This window comes from Amycolatopsis thermalba (genome assembly GCF_023376025.1).
GTDB lineage: Bacteria > Actinomycetota > Actinomycetes > Mycobacteriales > Pseudonocardiaceae > Amycolatopsis_E > Amycolatopsis_E thermalba.
Genome location: NZ_CP091196.1, coordinates 5,389,443 through 5,412,692, shown reverse-complemented (window position 1 = coordinate 5,412,692; position 23,250 = coordinate 5,389,443). Strand labels below are relative to the sequence as shown.

The window sequence follows — 23,250 nt, the reverse complement described above, 5'->3', positions numbered from 1 at the left end:
GGCCGCGGTGTGGGTTCGTACTCGCCCAGTGGTTGAAGTTCCATGCACTTCACCTTGGCTGCTGCCAACGCGATCTGCGGGAGAACCGGTCCATTTCATCCAGACGGGGCATCTCGATTGCGCGCCAGGGCGCCGTCGGACGTCACGGTCCTGGCGTCTTGAGCTACCCAGAGTTCTTGATCTTCACCCGGGGGACGCTGATATGGCGCAACGCAGGGTGAAAGCCTTGACAGTACGGCCGCGGTGTGCAGGTGAGGAGTGCTCGAGGAGATCTAGCCCGCCGTTCGTGAACCATCGAGATAGCACTCCGCAGTCGAACGCTTGCGACCAGCGACGAAGTGTGTTCAACTGAGCCGCTCTGGGAAGTGGTCAGCCGCGACGACCGGTCGCCGGGAAGGTTAATGCGGCTGAAGTGATCGGCTGGACTAGTTACGCTCGGTTAATTTTGCGGTTCACCCGACCGCCGGGCGCTTCGGCTGAACCGCTCGGCGCGACGCATCCGACGGCGCGAGCAGGCAGCGGTGCGAAGCGGTCACAATGGCTCCAATCGCACCAGCGCCTGCGTGCTGGTGGGTGAAAGGTCGTGGCCCCCTGCGGGAACAGGGGGCCACGTGAGTGTCCATGAATGCCGGCTAGACAATCGTGAGGACCTGATGACTGTACCGCCCGCTGCTGGCGACCCGCCAGAGAAGGCCCCGCCCAAACGGGTCCGTGTGATCCTGAACCACCCGGACGAGAAGCCGAGGCGTCCGCGGCCGGCGGCCGCTCCGTCAGGTGGTGTCGCCAAGCGGCCACATGCAGGCCGCCACCGCAAGGCCCCCGCTCGTGACGGTTGGTTGTGTCTGGCTGCCCAATTTCTGAGCGGCTGGTCGACGACCCTGCGCGCGTGCGTGCTGTTGGTCGTCGTCGGCGCGTTGATCGTCGCGATCGCGCTGACGACCGTTCCGGCCATCGGTGCCTCCCTCGGGACTGTCGTGGCGGGGCTGGGCGCGCTGACCTTCTGGACCGCTCAGGCCCCGTCGGGCTCCGCGGCCGCGCTTGTAGCGCCGCGGGGACGCGGTCCGGCCTCTCGCCGACCTGAGTCAGGTTTTCGGAGCCTTCGAGGTCAGCCCAATCGACCCGGACACACTGCCGCCCGCTGCGGTCGGCGGGGATGACCGGTGATGCGACGGTGACGCCGCCAGTGCGCCTTGACACTGTCCGACTACCCTGAGTTAGATCAGTGGCCGGGGGCTGGTGGCATCGTTCGGTCGTACCCCAGGACTATGCTGCCTCGGGTGATCACGGGTGAACTACGTAGCAAGATCGATCGTCTGTGGGATGCCTTCTGGTCGGGTGGGATTTCCAACCCCCTTGAGGTGATCGAGCAGATCACGTACCTGATGTTCCTGCGCCGGCTGGATGACCTGCAGACAGCGAAGGAGCGAAAGGCCGCTCGGACGGGCAGACCAGTCGAGGAGGCGATCTACTCCGACGACGCGCAAGCGCTTCGCTGGTCGCGACTCCGGGATCTTGATCCCGAAGGCATGTTCGTCGTCATGCGGGACGGCGTCTTTCCGTGGTTGCGGGCGCTCGGCGGTGACGACACCACCTACGCGCACCACATGCGAGATGCCCGGTTCACCATCCCGACTCCCAACTTGCTGACCAAAGCCGTTGACCTTTTGGATGACATACCTCTTGGCGAGGGGGATACCAAGGGCGATCTGTACGAGTACATGCTCAGTAAGATCGCAACCGCCGGTCAGAACGGCCAGTTCCGAACCCCCCGGCACATTATCGAGTTGATGGTCGAGATGATGAGCCCAGGGCCGAGGGACGAGATCTGTGACCCCGCATGCGGGACAGCCGGCTTTCTCATTGCCGCTGTTGACTATGTTAGTCGAGAACATAAGGATGCGCTACTAGAATCGGCCCAACAGCGACACTTCCACCAGAGCATGTTCCATGGCTTCGATTTCGATCGTACAATGCTGCGCATTGCCAGCATGAACATGCTCTTGCACGGTATCGAGCAGCCTGACATTCGTTACCGGGATTCGCTGGCCGAGAGTGCTTCCGGTGAGGCTGAACAGTATTCCCTCATCCTTGCAAACCCGCCTTTCGCGGGAAGCCTGGATTATGAGGCCACCGCTAAAGACTTGCAGCAGATCGTCAAAACAAGGAAAACCGAACTTCTTTTCCTGGCGCTCTTCCTTCGGCTACTCAAGCCAGGTGGTCGGGCCGCCGTTATTGTACCCGATGGAGTGCTCTTTGGTTCGACTAAAGCCCACAAGAGTATCCGTCAGATCCTAGTTGAAAAGCAGAAGCTCGAGGGTGTCGTTAAACTGCCAAGCGGGGTTTTTCGGCCCTATGCGGGCGTATCCACAGCCATCCTAATCTTCACCAAAACCGATTCAGGCGGAACAGATTCAGTCTGGTTCTATGACGTGACTGCCGACGGGTTCAGTCTCGACGACAAGCGGGCTCCACTGGTGAGCGCCGACAAGCTTGGCGTCCGTCCTCGTCGGGCGCTCGAGGAATCAGATCATCGGAGCAATAATCTGCCGGATATCCTGACCCGATGGAATCGTCGGAATGGTTCGGAGCAAACTCGGGTACGAACGGACCAGAGCTTTTGTGTGCCAAAAGAGGAGATTGTTGCCAACGGGTATGACCTCAGTGTGAACCGGTACAAGGATGTCGTCCATGAGGAAGTCGAGTATCGGCCGCCGCTGAAGGTTGTAGAAGACCTTGAGCGCCTTGAATGTGAGATTCAGCGCGGTGTTTCCGCCCTGAAGGGAATGCTGGAATGAACGGTGAGCTGGTTAAGCTTGGTGATCTGATAGAGCCTGCGCCTGTTGAGCTTGCCGGTCAATCTTCTCATCCTGTTTTGTCTATGACCATGCATCGAGGCTTGGTGGAGCAGGGTGACAAGTTCAAGAAACGGGTAGCAAGCGCGGATACTTCTTCTTACAAGGTTGTGCGACGTGGTCAGCTTGTTGTTGGGTTTCCTATCGATGAAGGGGTCCTGTCGTTCCAAACGCTCTATCCGGCGGCGATTGTCAGTCCGGCGTATGGAATTTGGAATCTGAAAAGCGACAATATTTGCCGAAGGTACCTCGAGAGGTACCTTCGGTCGCCGCGTGCACTCGCGTACTACTCGTCAAAGCTCAGAGGAACGACCGCTCGGCGACGAAGCTTGCCTCAGGACGTCTTTAAGAAGCTGCCGGTTCCGATCTTTCCGTTTGAGAAGCAGGAATATGTCGCAGACATTTTGGATGCCATGGATGAGTTGCGCGCGAAGCGTCGGGAGGCTCTTGGGCTCCTCGACGATCTTTCGGAGGCAATTTTCATCGCCATGTTTGGCAATCCTGTCGCTAACGAAAAGGGATGGCCCATTGGCAGAATTGGCGACATAATTGAGTCTGCAAGATATGGCACTAGCGAGAAGGCCGATGAGCACGGTGACCTTCCAGTGCTGCGAATGGGTAACATCACGACGCGTGGCCGCATAGACCTCTCGGATCTCAAATATTTGCCGCGTGAAAGCCTAAATGACCGCTACCTGGTTTATCCGGGTGACGTGTTATTTAATCGCACGAATAGTCCGGATCTTGTAGGTAAGACGGCGGTTTATCGCAGTGGTGAACCGTTGGCTTATGCGGGCTATCTAATCCGTGTCAGGATGCGCGCTGAAAATCACCCTGAGTATCTTTCCGCATTCCTCAACAGTAGGTATGGAAAGGCCATTTTGCGCAATATGTGCAAGAGTATTATTGGTATGGCTAACATAAATGCCCAAGAGCTGAAGCGTATTCCAATTCCGGTTCCCCCTGTGGATTTGCAGCGCGATTTCGCTCGTCGCGTGGAGGAGGTTGAGCAAGTTAGGACCCTCCAGGAGAAGGATTTGGCGTACCTTGACGAGCTCTTCAATGCCTTGCAGACGCGTGCTTTCGTCGGACACCTGTGGCAGAATTGATCTTCCTGTCGTCCTGGGGAGGTTGATGCGTGAGTAACTTCGGGTTCCTGCAGGCTGAGTGGCCCGACCTGCACGACGAGGCAGTGCGGGCGGAGCGGAACGCGGTGGCGGACCCGCGGGCGGCCTGCTTCTACGCTCGTCGCACGCTCGAGTTGGCCGTGAACTGGCTCTACCGGGCTGATGGAACCCTGAAGCTGCCGTACCACAGCGAGCTCGCCGCCCTGATCGCCGAACCCACCATGGTTAACCTGGTCGGGCCGGCGATCCGGACGAAGATGGATGTGATCAGGCGGCAGGGCAACACCGCGGTGCACAGGCCGGGGCCGGTGCAGCCCAAGGACGCTGTGCGCACGGTTGCCGAGCTGTTCCATGTTCTGTACTGGATCGCCCGGCGGTATGCCCGCAACCAGGAAGATCTCCCGGCCGCCGGCCTGACCTTCGACCAGTCGCGCATCCCGGTACCCATGCCCGAGGAGGTGCGGCGGAAGAAGCAGGCTGAGATCCAGGCGATGGCGGAGCAGTTCGCCCGCCAGCAGGAGGAGCTGGTCAAGGAGCGTCGGAAGAACCAAGACCTTGATGCTGAGGTCGCCAAGCTCCGGGCCGAAATCAAGGCGGCCAAGGCCGCCAACCTGGCCCAGCCGGACACCCACGACTACAACGAGGCTGATACCCGCAAGCACATCATCGACCTGCTGCTCGGGGAGGCGGGCTGGGCTCTCGACAAGCAGGAGGACCGGGAGTACCCCGTAGATGGGCTGCCGACGCCCAGCGGGAAGGGACGGGTCGATTACGTCCTCTGGGACGAGGACGGCAGACCGCTGGGCCTGGTCGAAGCCAAGCGCACCACCAAGGACGCCCTGGCCGGTCAGCAGCAGGCCAAGGCCTACGCGAACGCTCTCGAGCGGCAGTTCGGCCAGCGGCCGGTCATCTTCTACACCAATGGCTACCAGACGTTTCTCTGGGACGACGTGGACTACCCGCCGCGGGAGGTCCAGGGCTTCTACACGAAGGACGAGCTTCGGCTCCTGATCCAGCGGCGAACGAGCCGGCTGGCCCTTGGCGGCGTTGCGATCAACGACGAGATCGCCAGCCGCTACTACCAGAGCCGAGCGATCCGACGGATCGCTGAGTCGTTCGAGCGGGACAAGCAGCGCCAGGCCCTCCTCGTCATGGCGACCGGCGCTGGCAAGACCCGCACCATCATCGCGCTGGTTGACTTGCTGCAGCGCGCGCAGTGGGTGAAGCGCGTCCTCTTCCTGGCTGACCGGCAGGCCCTGGTGACGCAGGCCGCGAACGCCTTCAAGCAGCACCTGCCCGGGACTCCCACGGTCAACCTCTTGACGGAGAAGAACATCGACGGCCGGGTCTACGTCTCAACCTATCCGACGATGATGGGGCTGATCAACGAGATGAAAGGCGGGCTCCGGCGCTTTGGTCCGGGGCACTTCGACCTGGTCATCGTCGATGAGGCGCACCGCTCCGTCTACCAGAAGTACCGGACGATCTTCGAGTATTTCGACTCACTGTTGGTCGGCCTGACGGCCACGCCGAAGGACGAGATCGACCGCAACACCTACCGCCTGTTCAACCTCGAGGACGGCGTGCCCACGGATGTCTACGGCCTGGAGGAGGCCGTGGCGGAGGGCTACCTGGTCAAACCTCACACCGTCAACGTCCCACTGAAGTTCCCCCAGCGCGGCATCAGGTACGACGAGCTGTCGGAGGCGGAGAAAGAGGAGTGGGACCTCGTCGACTGGGATGACGAGGACGGGCAGCCGGATGAAATCAGCGCGGACGAGGTCAACAAGTTCCTCTTCAACGCCGACACCATCGACAAGATGCTCGAGACGCTGATGACGTACGGCGCGCACGTCGAAGGCGGAGACCGTCTCGGCAAGACGATCATCTTCGCCCGGAACAGGAAGCACGCCGAGTTCATCGTCCAGCGCTTCGACACTCTCTATCCAGAGCACCAAGGTGGCTTCGCGCGCATCATCACCCACGATGTGGCCCTGGCCCAGGATCTCATCGACAAGTTCTCGATGAAGGACTCGGCGCCGCACATCGCGGTGTCGGTCGACATGCTCGACACCGGTATCGATGTGCCCGAGGTTCTGAACCTGGTCTTCGCCAAGCTGGTCCGTTCAAAGACCAAGTTCTGGCAGATGATCGGTCGGGGGACGCGCCTGTGTCCCGACCTGTTCGGCCCCAACAACGACAAGCAGGGCTTCCTCGTCTTCGATCTGTGCCGCAACGTCGAGTTTTTCAACCAGGACATTGCGCCCGCGGAAGGGCGGCTGCAGCCGTCCCTGCGCGAGCGGCTGTTCCGCCGGCGGGCCGAGCTCTTGTACGCGTTGGACCAGGAGCTGCCGGAGGTCCCGCCGCCGAACGAGGATCAGCCGGTAGATGGAACCCAGACCGAGGTCGGCCTCCGATGGGACCTTGCTGCGCGGCTGCAAGCCGAGGTCGTGGGCATGAACCCGCAGAACATTGAGGTCAGGCGCCGATTGCGGGAGGTGGAGACCTACCAGGACTTGGCCAGCTGGGGGAAGATCACCGCGGACAAGCGTGACGAACTGGCCGAAACGCTCGCTGGCCTCCCGACTGAGTTCAAGGAGGATGAGAACAGCGAGGAAGCCAAGCGGTTCGATCTGCTGGTGCTACGACTGCAGCTCGGCCTGCTCCAGGGTGACCCCGCCTATGACGCGCTGCGCCACCAGGTGCAGGAGATCGCGGAGGCGCTGCTCGACCCCACGACGTTGAACAACCCGGTCGTGGCGAAGCAGCAGGAGCTGCTGTCGGACCTCATCAGTGATGACTGGTGGCAGGACGTCACGTTGCCCATGTTGGAGTCGATGCGCCGGCGGATCCGGGGTCTCGTCCGATTGATCCCGAAGATCCGCCGAGGCGTGGTCTACACCGACTTCGAGGACGAGCTTGGCGAGCTGACCCAGGCTGAGCTCCGTGGCATCACACTCGGCACGAACCGGAGCCGGTTCGAGACCAAGGTGCGGACGTATCTGCGTAGCCACGAGCACGAGCTGGCTGTTCAGAAGCTGCTCCGCAACCGTCAGATCACCGCCGTGGACCTCGAACAGTTGGAGGCGGTATTCGTTGAGTCCGCCTTCGGCTCACCTGAGGACATCGCCCAGGTGAAGGAGGAGTACGGCGGGCTGGGCTTGTTTCTCCGTTCGCTGACTGGCCTGGACTATGAGTCAGCGGCGGCGGCCTTCGATCAGTTTCAGGCGGGCAAGACGCTGTCGGCATCGCAGCTGCACTTCCTCAAGCTGCTGATCGACTTCCTGGCCAAGAACGGGACCGTTGACGTGGGCGCGTTGTATGAGCCGCCGTTTACTGCGCTCGCTCCGGGTGGGCCGGAAGACATCTTTGAGAACGCCGAGGTCAATGCCATCCAGACCGTGCTGAACGAGGTCCGCTCGCGGGCAGTCCCCGAGGAGAAGGCTGGCTGACACCGAGCGGTGATGCGTTGGAGGTAGGGCGGCCTGATGGTTGCTATCATCGCGACGGGCGACATCTCGACGCGCCTCGACGCGCGCTGGATCGTGCGACGCCAGCGTACGTTTTCCGTGGCGTGGCGGTCCGAGCAGTGGAAGGGTGTCAAATCACATCTGGCGCTGCTGCTCGACGACGAGAACCAGGTCAGATGGTTGGGTCGGGCCCGTGGCCGGCGACGGGTGTCAGACCTCGAACGTCGAGTCGAGATCGTCGAGATTGAGGAGGTGCCGGCCTTCTCACTCGAAGCGCTGCGCAAGCAGTTGCCTGACCGACTCCAAGCGCGGGTTCAGCCGGGCGTGTTGACCAGCGCTGTGGGAGACGCTGTCGTGGCCGCTCTCGTCGCCATGTTCCCAGAGATGGCCGATCTCATCCGGCGCTTGAACCGACGAGATGAGGTTGGGCCGCCCGCCGGCGATCGTAGCCTCGTCCTGAACGAGCAGCGAGATGGCACTGGCTTGGTGCTCGAGATGGCCGGTGTTGGACGCGATGCGCTTGGTTCTTGGAGACTGCCGACGGAACAACAGCCATCGTTTCTCGCGGGGATTGATCGCCGGCTTGTGTCCGAGGAATCGCTCATCAATCATGACGTTCACACCTTCCCCGGCCTGGTTCGTGGCCAGTCTGGTCATGTGGACTGGGGTGTTTTTGGTAACGGACGGCGTCGAGTCTTCGTCTTAAACGCCAACACTGAGCCGTTAGAAACCGTGCTGGGTGTGGACGTCGTCTATTTCAACCAGACGTTCCGCTCTTTTGTGCTTGTGCAGTACAAGCGCATGGTGCGGGATGGCCGCAGGGAGGGAGGCGGGGCCCTCTGGTACCGGCCAGACAAGAACCTCGCCAGCGAGATGGAGCGCATGCGCCGGGTTGACGAGCTATTTGGCGGCTCTGCAGGGGACTACCGTCTGTCCAGTCAGGCCTGCTGGGTCAAGTTGTGTGACTCCTGGGGGCGCCTCGAGGAGCCGAAAGAGCTTGTCAAGGGGATGTACCTTGCTCGGGAATACTTCGCGGAGCTGCTTCGAACCTGCAAGGGCCCAAACGGTGGGACCCGTCTCGGCTACGACAACGTGCCGCGCCATATCAACAACACGATGTTTGCCGCACTGGTCAAGGATGGCTGGATCGGTACTCGTGGTACCGGGACCGCCGAGCTCGAGGAGGTGGCACGTGGAGTGCTAGCGAACCGTCGAGCGCTTGTTCTCGGCGTGGCCTTCGAGTCGAGTCGACGACAGGCTTCTTCGAACGACGAGCAGTAAGTCGGGTGCGGAAAGCGACGAGCAATCCGCGTGGTGCTTGCGGCTCTAACGACGCTTCCCGTTGCCGACCGGGTTCGTGACAACCGAGGTGATGCCCCGCGTCGCCGTTATCCATTTTGGCGCGCTAGAGCGAGAGGACGACTTGGCGGGATGATAATATTTTGCCTTCGCGCCCTTTTTCTTCTTGGATTTGGATGCCTTCCGCGATTTGGATTTTTCAGCCTTGGCGCGGTTCTCGGCGCCGGTGCTCCCCCGCGCGCCGGCTCCGGTGCGTCGTGAGGCGCCCTTAGGATGCAGGAACGCCTCAACTTCGTCCTTCGGCGAGCGCAGCTTCACCGGACGCCTGCTCGTTGCAGACCCGGCCTCTGGTCTCAACGCCGGGGTTCGGCCAGTGCAGTGGCAGCAGCTCTTCTCAGCGCAATAATGACCACAAGAACAGGTCCACATGGACTTCACATGACCCCCGTTGGCTGTCTGCCTTTGCCCAATCAAGCGTTCCCGACGAGTGGTCTGTTACTGCTACGGGCGAAGCAGCCCCAATCGGTCGAGCCGGTAACGCTTGGATCGGCAGAACCGACTACGACTTGCTAACCCTGCCTTGGCTGCGGCCGGGGCCCGCTGAAGGAGCGAATAGCATGCCAGTTCCTCTTCCGCCGGAACCTCCGCCCATCGTGCGCAGCGTCGAGGACGCGATGGACGCTGAGCGCGAATCGAAGAAGCAGCGCGAGAAGCGCACGGACGACATCGAACAGGGCGTCAACGCAAGCAACCAACCGAAGACCAGCGGGCGTTAGTTGTTGAACTTCACGGGGTTCGAGCAGGTGGTAGCCCTCCAGCCGGCTGGCTACCACGTGTCCGCGTCCCTGACCGCAGTGAGTTGAGGGGCCCGGGTGGCAAGCAATCAGACGCCGGACGAAGCGCTGGCTTTTCGAAGGTTGCAGGGGTTCGCACGCAAGGTTGCGGCTGATCTCAGGCGTGCAGGTGTGCCCCGGGATTCCGTCGTAGTGCGCGAGGCGCAGCAGGTCAAGAGGCCAACACCTGGCGGGCTCTTCCGCAGAGCGAAGGCCGAGGTCGTCGAAGCGCCGGATCGACAGCAGGTCATCGACGGGTGGCGGGTGTTCTCGGAGGACCAGGAAGAACAGCTGCTCCAGGACACCGCGGGGTCGATACGCTCAACGCGGTATACGAAGCGCTCCTTCGAGGTGTGGCTGCTCGGCTCAGGACGTCTGGTGGCGGTTGACTTGCGACACGAGACGGTCTCGAACAACGTCCGCGGTTCGGCGCCAACGTCGTACCGGTCGAGGTGAAGCAGCGTGATCTCGATTACCCCACTGCTCGGCGACTGGACGGCGCCAGCACATGGCGCGAGAAGACCATCACGTGCAACGGCGTGCTGCGCACCGACGAGTGGCGCGAATACCGCAGCCCGCGGCCGTCCATGCCGCCCTGCTTGACCCCTGTCCAAGCGGCTAACCGAGCTTCGAAAACGAGCCGCCACTGGAGGATCGCGCTAGAAGGCCCGGTCACCACTGTCTTTGCCAGCTGTTGACGTTGGCCTCGGGGCCGTGAGGGCTCCAGGAGCCTAGGTAGGGCTTGAGATCATCCGGCGTCAGCTCCGGCGTGGCCGGCATGTCCGGCAGGGTTTCTGTGGGGTCGGTCCTCGTGATGTGCTGGTCGATCCACCCCAGCCACTGACGCGTGCTGTCGAGGTCTTCATCAGGGCCAGCGTCTTCCAGACGTTGCGCGAGCTCGGCCCGATAGGTCCGGAGCTCTTTCGCGCGTTGCCACCGCACGACCTGGTTGTCGAGGATCTTGCCGTAGTAGGCCTCCGTAGCCTTCTGTCTCGCCACGGCCATGGCCCGTTCCCAGCGGACCTTGCGCTCCGCCTTGGCGCGCTCTTCGTCGAGTTGGCGCTGCCGGGCTTCGCTGGCGCGCGTCTCCAGCTCGTGGAGGGCTGCCGCAGCCCGTCCTCGATAGTCCGGGTCTTGCCATCTGTCCAGCGATACTGCCGGCCCTCGGAGCGGTACACGGGCAGCTCGAGTACGAGCCGCTTCTTCTTCTCGGGATCCTCCGAGTTGGGGCTTGCCTCTTGCACCGTGACGTCGAAGTCGAACCCGTCGATGACCACCGTGAGCTGGCCCTCGCGCCGCGAGTACTGAGGTCCCGTCGGCCGCGGACCGTAGCCGTAGTAGTGGTGGTGATGACGCTGGTCGACGGGCTTCTTCTTCACCACGTGGCCCCGCCGGGTTGCTTCCGCGGCGAGGGCCTGGAGTACGAGGAGACAGCGATGGCGCGAGGGCTTGGGCATGACGAGCCGGCCCTTGTCATCCCGGAGGTCGGCGACGACCGGATGCGGTGACCGCAGGGTCTCGGCGACCGGGATGGCCGGCAGGTCAAGCCCGTCGCGCTTGACGTTGACGGGACGGCCTTTCCGGAGCCAGATGTGAAGATCGCGGCCCTGATTCCACTGGCGGATCTTCTCGATGTAGCGGCCCTCGGGCACGAGGTCATGGCGCTTGGCGAAGTCAACGATCTTGCGCCAGCGGGCGAGGTCTGCCTCCGTTGGGGCCTTGACGACGTAGACCTCGTGCACGGTGAGGTGCTCGATCAGTTCCGTCGCTTCGGCTCGGCGCCGCTCGGTCGTCTTGATCGTGGCGCGGGGAGGTTGGCGCGAGTTGGCTCGTGCGGTCGCCGGTTCAGCGAGCTCGCCGTCGAGATCGTCCGTGTTCTGCGACGGGGCAGGCTTGGCCGTGACTGCGGAACCGGTCGTCATGCGGGATGTGAACCGCGGGTCGTCGGGGTGGTGGCCGTGATCAAGGTAGAAGCGACCGGCCTTGGTAAGTTCGGCTCGCCAGACGCCGCCGCGCCGGCTGACCGTGATGAGGCCGCGGTCGCGGACAGCGTTGGCTGAGTGGCGCAGGTTCGCATGGTCCGGGCCGCTGAGGTCTTCGCCCGCGTCGACGCGCTTGAGAAGGTCCAGCTGCCGATCGTTGAGGGGATCCCATCGACGCATGAGCTTCAGCTCACCACGGACGATCGAACGCGGCAAGATCGGCCGTTGCTCGCTCTGGGCTCCGAGTGCACCGCGCGCACCTTTCACACGCCGCTGGCATGTGCTGGTTACGTACGATTCTGCAGAATTTCCTCGGCGCGGAGGCGAACCTCGGGCTCAACCTGTTCGCCCTGTTTGTGCAGGTCAGTTATGGTCAAGGCTGCGGCGTCGCTGAGGTTTTCGACGCGGACGACGCCCGTGATGCTGTCGACGACGACCGTCTCCGGTGCCAGGCGCTCGAGACAGACCAATCCCGTTGAGGCGATCTCGGCCATGAGGTCGTTCGGCGTCCTGCCAAGACCGAGTTCAGCGCAGTCTGCCAGCGACATAATTGCGACGAACTGCTCGCACCAGAAGTAGGCGAAGAGGAAGACGCGGGCAGCGAGCATGCTGTCGCCCTGGTTGCCGGCCGCCGCAGCCACTGCCGATAACCAGCGCCAAGGGCCATTGACGTCGGCCTCGCCGTGTCGGAGGCTGTGTTCGAAGCTGACGAAACCGCCGGCTTTCGAGCCCCTCAGCGTCGCGGCCCGCACGGCTTGATCCGTCGTCCCAATGGCTTGTTCCCAGGCAGATAGGACTTCATCGGCGCGCCGTAGGTCCTGCTGGCTGATCGAACTACGCGCAGCCGGAGGTGCGTCATCCTGCTGCTTGCGTCGGCTGAAGAGACCCATCTTGGCTTTCCTCTCGGGCGTGTGGTCGTGAGCGGGCGATAGCTACCTGAGCTCGGTGCTTGGCCGGCGGTAGTCGTCTTCGGGACGGGCATGTCGTGGTGGCTGGCGCCAGAAGGACACGACGATCTGGGGAACCCGGAGCGCTGCCCGGCACGCCAAGATGTAGCTGATGGACAGAGCGCCGAAGACGAACACCATGACGACCTGATCCTTCGTGAAGGTGTTGGCGTAGATGTCGAGGTATCCGAGGTAATCAACGAGGATCATGGCGCCGCCGAGCGTGCCGAACAGGGCGAACGGCAGCACCGGCAGGGCAAGCACCAGGGCGAGGTTTCTCGCGTGCTCTGGGGTCCTGATCGCTCGTCGGCGATATGCAGCGAGGAGAGCAACGAGGCACACTGCAAGGTAGGCCCTGAGAGACCCAGTCCCCCGCAGCAGCCGCGTGAGAGAGCCCAGTGGCACAGACTAGAAGTCGACCCCGCGGCCCCGGTGGTACCCGACCTCCATCGACAAGAGGTTGCCGACGGGCGTAGGCCGTGTAGAGCCAGACCGCGTTATCAGGCTCGGGAAGGTTCTTGAGGTCCACCGTTCACCTGCCTGATGAGAGGATGCGCGCCCTGGTGTTCCGGCAGGAGCGCGCCCGGTAGCCGATAACTCGCCTCGACCGACTCGTCGTTACAGACGGCGCAGGGCTGCGTGACGATTGTTAGCGAGGGACAAGGCCAAAGACCGGCGGGATCGGAAAGAAAGTTGCGGATTGACGCTACGGCGTGCCGGTTCGCGGAGGCGGTAACGCGCTGGCACTGGTCGACGACACTCTTGTGAGTTCAGGGCGAGAGGGGTCGCGGAAATGAATGAAACTGAAGCTGTTGACCTGATGGCCGCGTTCCTCGACCACCAGTACAACGGCTCATGGGAAGGTCAGAGATAGGCAACAAGACGCTCTACTTCGTGCAGTGCGACGGCCGTGTCCTGACCGTCCTGTGGATCGCAGAGCAGTCCGACAGTGCCTTCATTTCCATGACTTGCGGACTCGCACTGAATATTCCGCATAACCCCCGAGGTGCTCGAGTTCGTCAACGACAAGGTTCAGGGCATGTTCTTCGGCAAGATGTACACCCTGGAGGTGTGCGACAAGGTGCACACGGTGGTTGCGCACATACTAATCCCAGTGGCTCCCCTGTCGTACGTGCATCGCGAGAGTATTGACTATGCCTTCTTGGCTATCAACACTATGATCGCCCAGTCCGAGGGGCTCGTGACTGAACTGGTGGACGGGTACGGTGGGCAGCACTTCGCCTTCACCTCCTTTGCCGCCGACCTGCTCGCGATGTGCTCCTAACGGCAGTACCTACCATGTCAGCGATGGACCGCCTGCCTATCGCGGTCCTTGGGAGTCGATGACGTAGTCGTACGGACCTCCTGGCGCCTGGGGAGCGCTAACTTCCAGCCAGGTGTAGTGACCGTTGACCATGTCGGTTGCGGTCGCCGAGGCGGGGTACTGCACGAACTGGCCTCTGGCGCAACTCGGTTCGCAGTCGTTTTGCCATAGCTCACCGGTTGCGTGCGCCGTGGGCGTGCCCCAGCCTGTCCACTGCAGCTTGTCGAGCCAGGTGTTGGCGTCCGCGCAGGTCAGTGTGTACTGAACCGGCATCGAGACGGAAGATCCGTCACAAGTAGTTAGCGTTGCGGTCTGACTCGGAGGCGGGGCGGTGACGGTCACGGTGATGGGTGTGGGCGCGCCAGTGCACCCGCTTGCGACGATCGCGGCACACCCGGCGAACGCTGTCTTGATCCAGGGTGTCCCCGGGGTCGGACGTCGGGGGGTGATTGGGTGCACGAGGGCAAGATCGAGCGGGCCTCCGGTGTCGTTACAACTCCGGCGTCGCAGGGAGAAGGCCGTTACGGTGTAGGACGGTCGGGGATCACCGGCGGCCGGACTGGACACGCCAGATCGCATGATCGAGCTCCCAGGGCGTACAGCTGAGGCGGGCGGCTACGGCGGCCAGTAGTTCGCGCGCAGTTCGGGCAGTGACCGGTTGGCCAAGGTGGTGAGTGAGCCAACGCAGCACCATGCGATCCGGCTTCACCCGGTGATCATCGCCGGACACCATCCAAAGGTAGTTCAGTCGCACGTCGTTGCCGCCGTTCCCTGGTACGCGGCGCAGGGCGTCTTCGACCATTGCCAACCGGGCGTCGTCGGAGAGGAGAGCAGGGATGTCGCCGATTGTGTCGACGTGGTGGTTTGTGAGGATGTCGGCGTAGTGCAAGACCGCTTCCGCCTTGAGGATCCCGTTCCGCGTGCTGGTGCGGCCGCGGTGGCGGAGGACGGTGCTGGCGAAGATTTCGGGGTCGGTGGACCGAATATGGGTCACGAGATCATCGAGCGGCTGCTCGCGGTGCGTTCCAACGATGGTGCCCAGTTCATCCGCGGGCAGCAGGGGGTCAGGCAGAGCCGCATAGTTGGCGTAACGCCAGCAGAGGCGGGTGACGTTGGAGTAGCGGGCCCCGATAGAGAAGACGGCGTCTAGGACGCACAGTGACAGGTGGCTCCATCGCGGACCACGCGGTTGAAGCGAAAGACCCGTCGCGGCATCGATGAGCCGCTGAAGGGTAGGCGCGCCGCTCATGGCGTGGCTCCCTCTCGACGGTGGCCCGAGCGGATCGGCGTCCGCCCGCCTCGCGTTTGACGAAGGGGCTCTCGAAGTGCCAGGACACCTGCTGGCCGCGGTTGGGGGCGCGCTCGCGCGATCATTCCGGCCGCTCGAGCTTACGGACGAGCCGGTCCAGCTCAGCTTCAACGTCGACATCGAGTTGGCGGAGCTTGATTTCGGCCTGCTTGCGGACGGTGTCGTCGAACAATGGCTTGTACCAGGGCAGGAGGACCCACATCTCGACGCTCATGTGCAGCCGTCGGAGTGTCTTCAGCCGCCACAGGCCATACGAGGGGTCGCGGGCCAGGACCAGGCGGCGGGCCGCTTCGATGGGCCCGTGCTCGGCGAGCATGGTGTCGGAACAACTTGGCGTCGTAGCCCAGCCGAGCTAGCTCGATCACCCCGCGCTGCATGTCAGCTGCGAACTGCCGGGCAAGTTCCGCACGCTCCGCATCATCGACCACGTTGATCGATCGCGGCGGAGCAGTGCGGCGTTACCTGGCGAGCGGGTGGGTTCATCTCGATCGGTTCCGTGACCAGTTACGTTTGCGGATGGCCTCGGCGTGCACCTTCGATGAAGGTCAGTGGTGGCACGACCAAACCAGCCCGGCGGATGCTTGAGCGATGGCCTCGTCTTGACCTAGGCCGTCGGCACGATAGCGCTGGACGCCGTCGACTGCGTCCTGCAAGTTCGCTCTGGTGATGCCGCTCGGGAGGTCCCAGGCCGCCTGATCAAGGCTCTTGCTGCCGTTACGACTGCATGTACAAGGTCCGTCACGGTTCTGTCGCAACTCCAGTCGGCCCAGCAGCAGGATGCGCTGACACCGACGTGGGCGCCGGAGCGAGAGTCAGTGCGGAGGGTGTGGGTACGTTGCGACGCGCGGCCGGCGATGGCACTGCCGACCGTCAAGGCGGACGCAACCCTGTCGAACTAGTTCGGCCTGCGCGACGTGGCGAAGATCGACGGGTTCGTCGCGATCAAGGCGACGCGAGTCTGACGGCCGATTGAGGTCGAAGAGTGTAGCTCAAGATTGTGATGATCGCGGTTTCCGAGGGGAATGGCGGGCAGACTGAGGGCGATTTGTTCCGATCAACGCCTGGAGGACGTTCTCGAGATGCTGCCGCGTCTCCTGAGGTGTCAGCGCCAGGGCGTCGAGTTCGGCCAGCAGCGCGCGGTACTGGGCGACGACTTCTGGGTAGGTCAAGTACGTCGACGCCCCAAGGTGTTGGATGTGCACGACCGCAGGTTCGTCCTCGCGCTCATAGAGGACGAACCCGCCCAGTTGGCCATCGTGCCAGTCAAGATCATTCGGCACGAGCCGAACCTCGGTGGTAGTCCGCTCAGAGGCGACGAGCAGCTTCTCGATCTGCTCGGCCATTACACTTTTGCCTCCCACTCGGGATGTCAGTGCCGGCATTCCGAGATAGGCCCTGTAGTGAATCGTCTTGTTCTCGAGAAGTACGCTCTGGCGTCCGAGTTTCAGCGTTGCGCCATGAGCGGCGTTTTCCTTCGAGGTGTTCCGCGCATAGTGCGCTGTTTGTAAAAGATCGGGGATGCGAAGAGGTGACCACTCCGCTACGGTCCTGGCCTGCGATTCGAGGTTCAGGATTTCCGTGAAGGCATCCGAGATGCCTAATAGTCCTGCAGTGCGGCCGCGTGCGCTGGACCACTGAGCAAGCTTCAGGAGGTCGTCGCGGGCCCGTCCTGTGATCTTGAGAACGTCGGCAAGGGCCCTCACCTGGTCCTCCGACGGCGTGCGCGAGCCGTCCAGCCAGCGGCCGAGCGTGGTGTGCACTACGCCCAGTCGCTGGGCGACGGAGCGCAGGCTCTCCTGTGGCTGCCGGGCCGACCAGTGAGAGCGCAGCAGTCTGGCCAGTGGCTGCTCGTTGCCCGCTCGTGCCTCTCGGTCATCGCTCGCCATGAAGTGAAGAGTACCGATCACACTCTCTTTGTGCGAACGACCCGCTTGGGCTATTGCCAGCTCGTATTGCGCTAATGCACGGTTTGGGTGGTGCCAGAATCGGCACCGGTTGGCACCAACAATTGGAAGAAGGTCGATCATGTGGCCCCGTGTGTCTTTTCGCGGTCTGTTTCCCGCTTCGAACTCGCGATCGCGGCGAAAGGAATTAGGTCGTCATGCGAAGCCGCAACGGGTCAAGACGAAGCTCAATGCGGAGAACGGTTGGGGGCGGGTTAGGGGGAGCTGGCGATGAGCCAGCGCGAGCGCACTCCCGAGTTCGCCTACATGCTCGTCGCGGAGGAGATCAAGTCTCGGATCGAGAGTGGCGAGTGGCGGCCCCACCGCCCGCTTCCTGCGGAGAGGCGTCTGGCGCAGGAGCTCGGGTATGCGCTGGGGACGGTCCGGCATGGGACTCGGATTCTCCGGGACCTGGGCTTGCTCTACACGGTGCCCGCGAAGGGGACGTTCGTCGCGCCCGAGGCTCCGGCATTGCTCAGGAGGGGAGTCGGCGCCGACCTGCTTGGCGGATCTTTCGGGGCGGGCCGACCGCTTCGGGCAGTGGGCTCTGAGTAGTTCTGCTTAGGCCGCGCGAGTGGTCCTACTGGGACTTGTAACCCGTCCGGGTGCACCTGATGTCATGTTCGTTGCTCGGTGTCGTGTGGTGACGTATTCAGGAGGCGTCGAGTAGATCTTCATTGCTGAGCTGCTGGCTTACACAAATGAATTTCAGCTGTTCACGGTTGTCGCCCGAGGGGGCGGCGAACCGGTCCCCGGCGGCTGCTGTGCGTGGGTCTTCTCATTCGGTGTGGTGAGGAGCTGCTTCGCCGTGGGGGAGAGGTATGCGGGTGATCAACAGCTTTGCCACGGCGGTGCACAGGCTGCGCCGCGAGCGCGGCATGTCGGTGCGGGACATCGCCCACGCGGTCGGCTACAGCGAGAGCTACCTGTCGAAGATGCTGCACGGGCACAGGCGGCTGTCACCGGAAGCGGTCAAGGCAATCGATTCGGCTCTCCGAGCGGACGGTGAACTGGAACGCATCGCCCGCGAGCAGGATGCCGGGCGCCGTCCGCCGGCACGGCCGATGCAGTTGCCTGCAGCCGCGGCCGACTTCGTCGGCCGGGAGGAGTTCCTGCATCAACTCGACACCGCGCTGATCACGCAGGCGCGTCCGGGGACGGCCGTGACCGCGGTGATCGAGGGCGTATTCTGGGTGGGCAAGACCGAGCTGGCTCTGCAATGGGCCGCGCGGGTGCAGGGCCGGTTCCCGGGCGGATGCCTCTTCGCCGACATGCGCGGGCTGGCGCCCGGCACGGCCGCGGAGCCGAACGAGGTCCTCGATGCTTTTCTGCACGCTCTCGGCGCCGGTCCGGACGCACTCCGCGGCTCGATCGACGATCGCGCCGCGAGCTACCGCTCGCTGCTCGCTCAGCGGCCGGCGGTGGTCGTACTCGACAACGTCGCCAACTACGACCAGGTCCGGCACCTACTCCCAGGGGCAGGTAGCGCGGTGGTCGTGACCAGCCGGGAGCATCAGCCGGGCCTGTTGCTCCACACCGGCGGCCTCCACCTCGAACTGCCACCCCTGAGCGAGCAGGAGGCCCTGTCCCTGCTCGGGCGGCGCATCGGCGACGCCCGGGTCATGGCCGAGCGGCGCGCGGCTGAGGCGGTCGTCCAGCGCTGCGGACGGCTGCCCATGGCGGTGCTGATCGCGGCCGAGCACATCCGGCAACGGCACCATGGCTCGCTCACGGGCCTGGCAGAGGAGCTGGCCGCGGACGCGCGCCGGCTGGACCTGTTCGCCTCACCGGAGCCGTCGGTCAGCATCCACGCTGTCGTCGACCTGTCCTACCTCGCCCTCCCGCCGCAGGCTCGCCGAGTTTTCCGGCTGCTCGGCTTCAGCCCGGCGTGGCTGGCCAGCGTGGAGTCCACGGCAGCGCTCACCGGGTTGAGCGGGGAGCGCTCCCGGGCGATGCTGGAGGTCCTGCGCCACGCGCACCTGCTCGACAACGCCCACGGCGGGCGGCTGCGCATGAACGACTTGCTGCGGGCCTACGCACACCAGCGCGCCGTGGTCGAGGAGCCCCTGTCCGAACTCGAACGGGCGCACGACCGGGTTCTCAACTGGTACCTCGCGACCGCCTGGCATGCGGGAAACGCTCTGGCACCCGGTTGGTCTGGGCGCGAGCTGGCCGCCGGCGACAAGGCCGGGATCGAGCCGCTGCGTTTTGACAACGGTGGCTACGACGCGGCGATCGCCTGGTGCGATGCCGAGGCCGAGACGGCGATCCACATCGCCCGCCAAGCGCGCAGCCACGTTGCGCGCGACGCGGCGTGGGCTTTGCCGACCCTGTTCCTGCCCTACTTCTACGTGACCAAGAACTGGGGGACCTGGCTGACAGCGGCCACCGACGGCTTGGCCGCCGCGCGGCGCGATGGCAGCGCCCGGGGTGTCGCCTGGTGCCTGCACAGCCTGGGCTGGGCGCAGCACGAACTCGGCCGCACGGAAGAAGCGATCAACCACCTCCGGGAGGCAATGCGGCTGCGCGGGGATGACGAGCGCGTCCGGGCCTGGACGCTGTTCGCGCTTGGGGCGGCGCTGATGGCCGGAGGCGAGCGAGCGGAGGCAGGTGAGTGCCTCGCCGAAGCCCAGGATCTCTTCGCCGGCCAGGAATTCGACCTCGGCCTGGCCTTCACGGGTGCCACGCTGGCGCACGTGCATCAGGCAGCGGGCGACATCGCCGCCGCCACTCGCGCTGCCGCGGACGCCCTTGCACATGCCCAGAAGGTCGCGGTGCCACCCGTGCTCGGTCTGGTGCACCATCAGTACGGAATGCTGCTGTTGCAGCAGCGACGCTACCGCGCCGCACTGACCCAGTTCGACGCCGCGCTGCGACTCCGGCGGGTCAGCCGTGAGCGCTGGGCGGAAGCTGAGACGCTCGTCGCCCGTGCAGAGGCTCTGGTCAAGCTCGGCGATGTCCCGTTGGCCCGCTCTTGCTACCACGAGGCCGCGAGCATCTTCGAATCCCTGCACGATCCTCGCACCCTCGACGTCCGCGCCAGAGCTGCCAAGCTGGACACGCTCTGATCTCTTAGTTGACAGTCGTTGTCGACTTGACAGAACCGGCACAGAAACAGCACCGGAAACAGCACAAGCTTGTCCCTCGAACGGAGTTCCCCGTCGCTCATTCGTGGTCCACAGTGGAGTAGTGCGGGCCTTGGTCAACGAGAAGCTCGTCGGTTCATTCGGGGGACCGACGATGCCAGTCCGCGCTAGCCGGGTGACGCCCTGCCCCCGGGGCGGCACCCGGCTCTCCCACCCTCACGGCGCAGGCCGAGTCGCGGAAGGAACAAGCCAGTGGTGCAGTTCGTACTCGCTTGCGCCCACACCCGCGAGCTCGACGACGTCGACGATGTCGACCAGGGCGGCGCTGAACCGACGAGAATTCCGCCCTACGTCTGGTGCGCTACCTGCTCGACATGGCAACCAGTCACCGGCCTAGAGATCACCCGTGATGCCACTTTGCCCGCGGACACCCAGGCGGAAGACCCCGAGCGACCGACAATGACCACTCCTCTTCGACACCTTCGACCACGGTTGGAGCAGTACGATGACGGCAGCCAGTGACGCCGGGACGGACTCGGCCGAGCCGAGATCATCCGGCGGCCAGCACCATGGTGAGAGTCCCGCCGAGCAGGCACGGCCCGAAGGGCACGACCGCCGCTCCACCCTCATCTCGTCCGCGGGTCGCTGGAATGGCCACGAGGCACAGGGCAAGCAGAAGCGCCACGACGAGCGCCCCGAGAACCTGCGGCCACCCCAGCCAGCCGCAAACCAGGCCGACGACGGCGACAAGGCTCACGTCCCCGGCGCCCACTCCACCCGCTGTAGCGACAGCCAGGGCGAGGAATGCTGCGGCAAGCGCTACCGAGGCTACAAGGGCACGGAGCCCCGGCTCGGGTTCTGCGCGGACGATGGACAGGGCCGCGAACCCGACGGCCGCTGCAGCCAGTTGTGGCAGGACCAAGGCGCGGGGCAGGCGATGCTCGCACCAGTCGATGATCGCGAGCGGAACCCCCAAGACGGTCACCAGGCTCTGAACCACCAACTCGTCACGGTTCCCGTTCCGCCAGGCAAGGAACGCCAGCACGACCGCCGTCAGCGCGCCGCCGAACCATCGGGCTCCCGCAAGGGCGCGAGGCTGCGCCAGGAACTGGCGGGTCAGGGTGCTCGCCGCGGCTCCCAGTACCAACCCCGCGACGGCGGCGCCGAGCGTCCACCACACCGCGCCTGCCGACTGCACCATCCCGCGTCCCTCCGTGTCACCCTGCACGCCATCGTGCCCTGCTTGCCGCAGAGCGCCTGCTCGCTCAAACCAACGGGTGAACTTTCCGCGGGCCAGGCCACCAGTACCACCCGAGCGGTCAGGGTCGTACTCAGAGCGCAACCACGACCGTTGATGACCTGGGGGTATGTGATGAATTGGAGGAAGGCCCGCATCGGCTTGGCCGTGTTTACCGCCACCGCCAGCATCACCCTGGGGGCCTGCAGCTCTGGAGAGGGCGCGAGCCAAGCTTCCCCGACCGCGCCCTCCCAGGCCTCATTGCCGGGCAGCACGACCGCCGTCGCCGATCCGGCCGACACTGCGAAGCAGTTGGCCATCGCCGCTTACCTGGGGATGTGGAGCGACATGGCTGAAGCGGCAACCACGTCGGACTGGCAATCGTCGAAGCTCGCTCGGAATGCGACCGCCGAGGCTCTGTCAAAGATGTCCCGTGGCCTCTACGCCGACCGGTACAACGGCTTGGTCACCAAGGGGAAGCCGGAGAACAGCCCGCAGGTCGAGTCAGTCGAACCGGCTGACAACCCCACGACCGTGAACATCGTCGATTGCGGCGACGACAGCCATTGGCTCAAGTACCGGATCGACAACGGCCAGCCTGCCGAGGACGGCCCTGGGGGACGCCGCCACATCAACGCGATGGTGAAGAAGGCCGTTGATGGCTCCTGGAAGGTTACCGACTTCGCCATCCAGGACGTGGGAACATGCTGAGAAGAACAGGCTCCGCGACAACGATTGCGCTGGTTGTCGTCCTTGGATGCGCGACGCCCGCGTTCGGAAGTGGTTGGGGCAGCGTCGATTGCAGCAGCGATCCCTCGCCATACTGCGACCTCGGCGCCGGCACGGCCGGAAGCGGATCGGGCAAGCCTCCAGCTCGCCCTGCGCCGAATCGCGGCGACGCGAAGCCGCAAACCGGCGGCTCCGATCCGTCTGCAGCCGCACCTGGCGACCGTATCGTCGGTGGCGAGTCCGGTCTTGCGAACTGCGCCTACGTCCGCAGCGATTACCAGCCGCCGTCGAATGGGGTGGCGACGGTCAGCCACCGTCGTGGCGAGAGCGCCGGGGGCGTGCGGTTCGTGGCGCGGGCCGGTGTTCGGTCCGGGGGTGCGGTGTTGGCGCAGGCGCCGGGGGAGCGCGGGGCCTGGTACGTCTACCAGTGCGCGGGCCCGGGTGGGCGTGATGCGTTGTTCCGCTCGCCGGTGTGGATTCCGGATGGTCAGACGCCGGGTGCCGTGGCGTTGCCGTCGCCTGAGGAGTTGGCGGAGCAGGCGCGTTCGCAGTTGCGGTTGCCGAGTCCCGTGATCGCGTCGAGTCCGGCGGGGACGCAGTTGGTGCGCCTGCCGACGTGGTTGTGGGTGGACCGGGCGGTGTGGCAGCCGAGGTCGGCGACGGCGTCGGTGCCGGGGGTGTCGGTCACCGCGACGGCGACGCCGACCTCGGTGTCGTGGTCGATGGGTGATGGCGCCACGGTGACGTGTGCGGGGCCGGGCACGCCGTTTCCCGCCGGTGGTGACCCGGAAGCGGCGTCGCCGGACTGCGGATACACCTTCCACCGGTCCTCGGCCTCGGCGCCGGGCGAGCGGTTCCCGGCGACGGCCACGGTGCGGTGGCGTGTCACGTGGTCTGGTGCGGGGGAGTCGGGCACGTTCCCGGACATGACCACGAGCGCGGAGGCGTCCTTCCGGGTCGCCGAGGCGCAGGCACTCGGAACGGGATAACCCCCGCCCCTCAACTGAATTCGTTCTTTTCCTTTTTCCGGCTGCGCATTCGAGATGCGTGGTGCGGGTGAGCTATGCCTGGAGGCGCACGTGACCAGTACCGACATCCACACTGGCGGTGAC

At 64.3% G+C, this 23,250-nt stretch carries 19 protein-coding genes; 10 read left to right on the top strand and 9 right to left on the bottom strand.

Going from position 1 to position 23,250, the window contains the following annotated elements:
* Window positions 1-1,277 precede the first annotated feature (1,277 nt).
* From L1857_RS26250 to L1857_RS26235, 4 genes are read left to right on the top strand one after another with little or no spacing between them, the layout of a single operon-like run.
* Complete coding sequence (locus tag L1857_RS26250; RefSeq protein WP_116111104.1) at window positions 1,278-2,795, top strand: type I restriction-modification system subunit M; 1,518 nt, start codon at window positions 1,278-1,280, stop codon at window positions 2,793-2,795.
* Window positions 2,792-3,961, top strand: a complete 1,170-nt coding sequence (locus tag L1857_RS26245; RefSeq protein ID WP_205413280.1) for a restriction endonuclease subunit S — start codon at window positions 2,792-2,794, stop codon at window positions 3,959-3,961. Before L1857_RS26250 ends, L1857_RS26245 begins: the two co-directional genes overlap by 4 nt.
* Before the next feature lie 29 nt (window positions 3,962-3,990).
* Window positions 3,991-7,431 carry a DEAD/DEAH box helicase family protein gene (locus tag L1857_RS26240; protein ID WP_116111105.1) on the top strand — a complete coding sequence of 1,147 codons (3,441 nt, stop codon included), beginning with the start codon at window positions 3,991-3,993 and terminating at the stop codon, window positions 7,429-7,431.
* 36 nt (window positions 7,432-7,467) lie between these two features.
* Window positions 7,468-8,730, top strand: a complete 1,263-nt coding sequence (locus tag L1857_RS26235) for a hypothetical protein (protein ID WP_116111106.1) — start codon at window positions 7,468-7,470, stop codon at window positions 8,728-8,730.
* Window positions 8,731-8,775: 45 nt separating this feature from the next.
* Here L1857_RS26235 and L1857_RS26230 read toward each other — a convergent pair whose 3' ends face one another.
* Entirely contained in the window at window positions 8,776-9,066 is a 291-nt protein-coding gene (locus L1857_RS26230) for a hypothetical protein (protein ID WP_162831078.1), read from the bottom strand.
* Window positions 9,067-9,401: 335 nt separating this feature from the next.
* Between L1857_RS26230 and L1857_RS35455 the strand changes: the two genes are divergently transcribed.
* Complete coding sequence (locus tag L1857_RS35455) at window positions 9,402-9,524, top strand: hypothetical protein (protein ID WP_275895905.1); 123 nt, start codon at window positions 9,402-9,404, stop codon at window positions 9,522-9,524.
* 96 nt (window positions 9,525-9,620) lie between these two features.
* Window positions 9,621-10,037, top strand: a complete 417-nt coding sequence (locus tag L1857_RS26225; protein ID WP_162831079.1) for a hypothetical protein — start codon at window positions 9,621-9,623, stop codon at window positions 10,035-10,037.
* Window positions 10,038-10,339: 302 nt separating this feature from the next.
* Here the strand turns inward: L1857_RS26225 and L1857_RS26220 are convergent, their stop codons facing one another.
* From L1857_RS26220 to L1857_RS26210, 3 genes are all read right to left on the bottom strand, one after another.
* Window positions 10,340-11,779, bottom strand: coding sequence for a hypothetical protein (locus L1857_RS26220; RefSeq protein WP_162831080.1), 1,440 nt, complete (start codon window positions 11,777-11,779; stop codon window positions 10,340-10,342).
* A gap of 71 nt (window positions 11,780-11,850) precedes the next feature.
* Window positions 11,851-12,453, bottom strand: a complete 603-nt coding sequence (locus L1857_RS26215; protein WP_162831081.1) for a hypothetical protein — start codon at window positions 12,451-12,453, stop codon at window positions 11,851-11,853.
* Window positions 12,454-12,495: 42 nt separating this feature from the next.
* Window positions 12,496-12,774 carry a hypothetical protein gene (locus L1857_RS26210; protein WP_116111111.1) on the bottom strand — a complete coding sequence of 93 codons (279 nt, stop codon included), beginning with the start codon at window positions 12,772-12,774 and terminating at the stop codon, window positions 12,496-12,498.
* A 742-nt stretch (window positions 12,775-13,516) separates the two neighbouring features.
* Between L1857_RS26210 and L1857_RS26205 the strand changes: the two genes are divergently transcribed.
* Window positions 13,517-13,795 carry a hypothetical protein gene (locus L1857_RS26205; RefSeq protein WP_116111112.1) on the top strand — a complete coding sequence of 93 codons (279 nt, stop codon included), beginning with the start codon at window positions 13,517-13,519 and terminating at the stop codon, window positions 13,793-13,795.
* A gap of 583 nt (window positions 13,796-14,378) precedes the next feature.
* On the opposite strand, the gene L1857_RS26200 is transcribed toward L1857_RS26205, so the two are convergent.
* The 3 genes from L1857_RS26200 to L1857_RS26190 form a co-directional block, all read right to left on the bottom strand.
* Complete coding sequence (locus L1857_RS26200) at window positions 14,379-15,083, bottom strand: hypothetical protein (protein WP_116111113.1); 705 nt, start codon at window positions 15,081-15,083, stop codon at window positions 14,379-14,381.
* A 121-nt stretch (window positions 15,084-15,204) separates the two neighbouring features.
* Window positions 15,205-15,459 carry a hypothetical protein gene (locus L1857_RS26195; RefSeq protein ID WP_116111114.1) on the bottom strand — a complete coding sequence of 85 codons (255 nt, stop codon included), beginning with the start codon at window positions 15,457-15,459 and terminating at the stop codon, window positions 15,205-15,207.
* 673 nt (window positions 15,460-16,132) lie between these two features.
* Complete coding sequence (locus tag L1857_RS26190; protein WP_162831082.1) at window positions 16,133-17,029, bottom strand: helix-turn-helix domain-containing protein; 897 nt, start codon at window positions 17,027-17,029, stop codon at window positions 16,133-16,135.
* Window positions 17,030-17,317: 288 nt separating this feature from the next.
* On the opposite strand from L1857_RS26190, the gene L1857_RS26185 reads away from it, so the two are divergent.
* Both L1857_RS26185 and L1857_RS26180 read left to right on the top strand, forming a co-directional pair.
* Window positions 17,318-17,641, top strand: coding sequence for a winged helix-turn-helix domain-containing protein (locus L1857_RS26185; protein WP_116111116.1), 324 nt, complete (start codon window positions 17,318-17,320; stop codon window positions 17,639-17,641).
* A gap of 266 nt (window positions 17,642-17,907) precedes the next feature.
* On the top strand, window positions 17,908-20,154 hold the full coding sequence (locus L1857_RS26180; RefSeq protein ID WP_116111117.1) for a helix-turn-helix domain-containing protein: 2,247 nt from the start codon (window positions 17,908-17,910) through the stop codon (window positions 20,152-20,154).
* A 568-nt stretch (window positions 20,155-20,722) separates the two neighbouring features.
* Here the strand turns inward: L1857_RS26180 and L1857_RS26175 are convergent.
* Window positions 20,723-21,373, bottom strand: a complete 651-nt coding sequence (locus L1857_RS26175) for a prepilin peptidase (protein ID WP_240323227.1) — start codon at window positions 21,371-21,373, stop codon at window positions 20,723-20,725.
* Between the two features lie 153 nt (window positions 21,374-21,526).
* On the opposite strand from L1857_RS26175, the gene L1857_RS26170 reads away from it, so the two are divergent.
* Window positions 21,527-22,120 (top strand): hypothetical protein, encoded by a 594-nt coding sequence (locus tag L1857_RS26170; RefSeq protein ID WP_240323228.1) that lies wholly within the window; start codon window positions 21,527-21,529, stop codon window positions 22,118-22,120.
* Window positions 22,121-22,625: 505 nt separating this feature from the next.
* Here the strand turns inward: L1857_RS26170 and L1857_RS26165 are convergent.
* Window positions 22,626-23,027 carry a hypothetical protein gene (locus L1857_RS26165; protein WP_249466565.1) on the bottom strand — a complete coding sequence of 134 codons (402 nt, stop codon included), beginning with the start codon at window positions 23,025-23,027 and terminating at the stop codon, window positions 22,626-22,628.
* Between the last annotated feature and the right edge of the window lie 223 nt (window positions 23,028-23,250).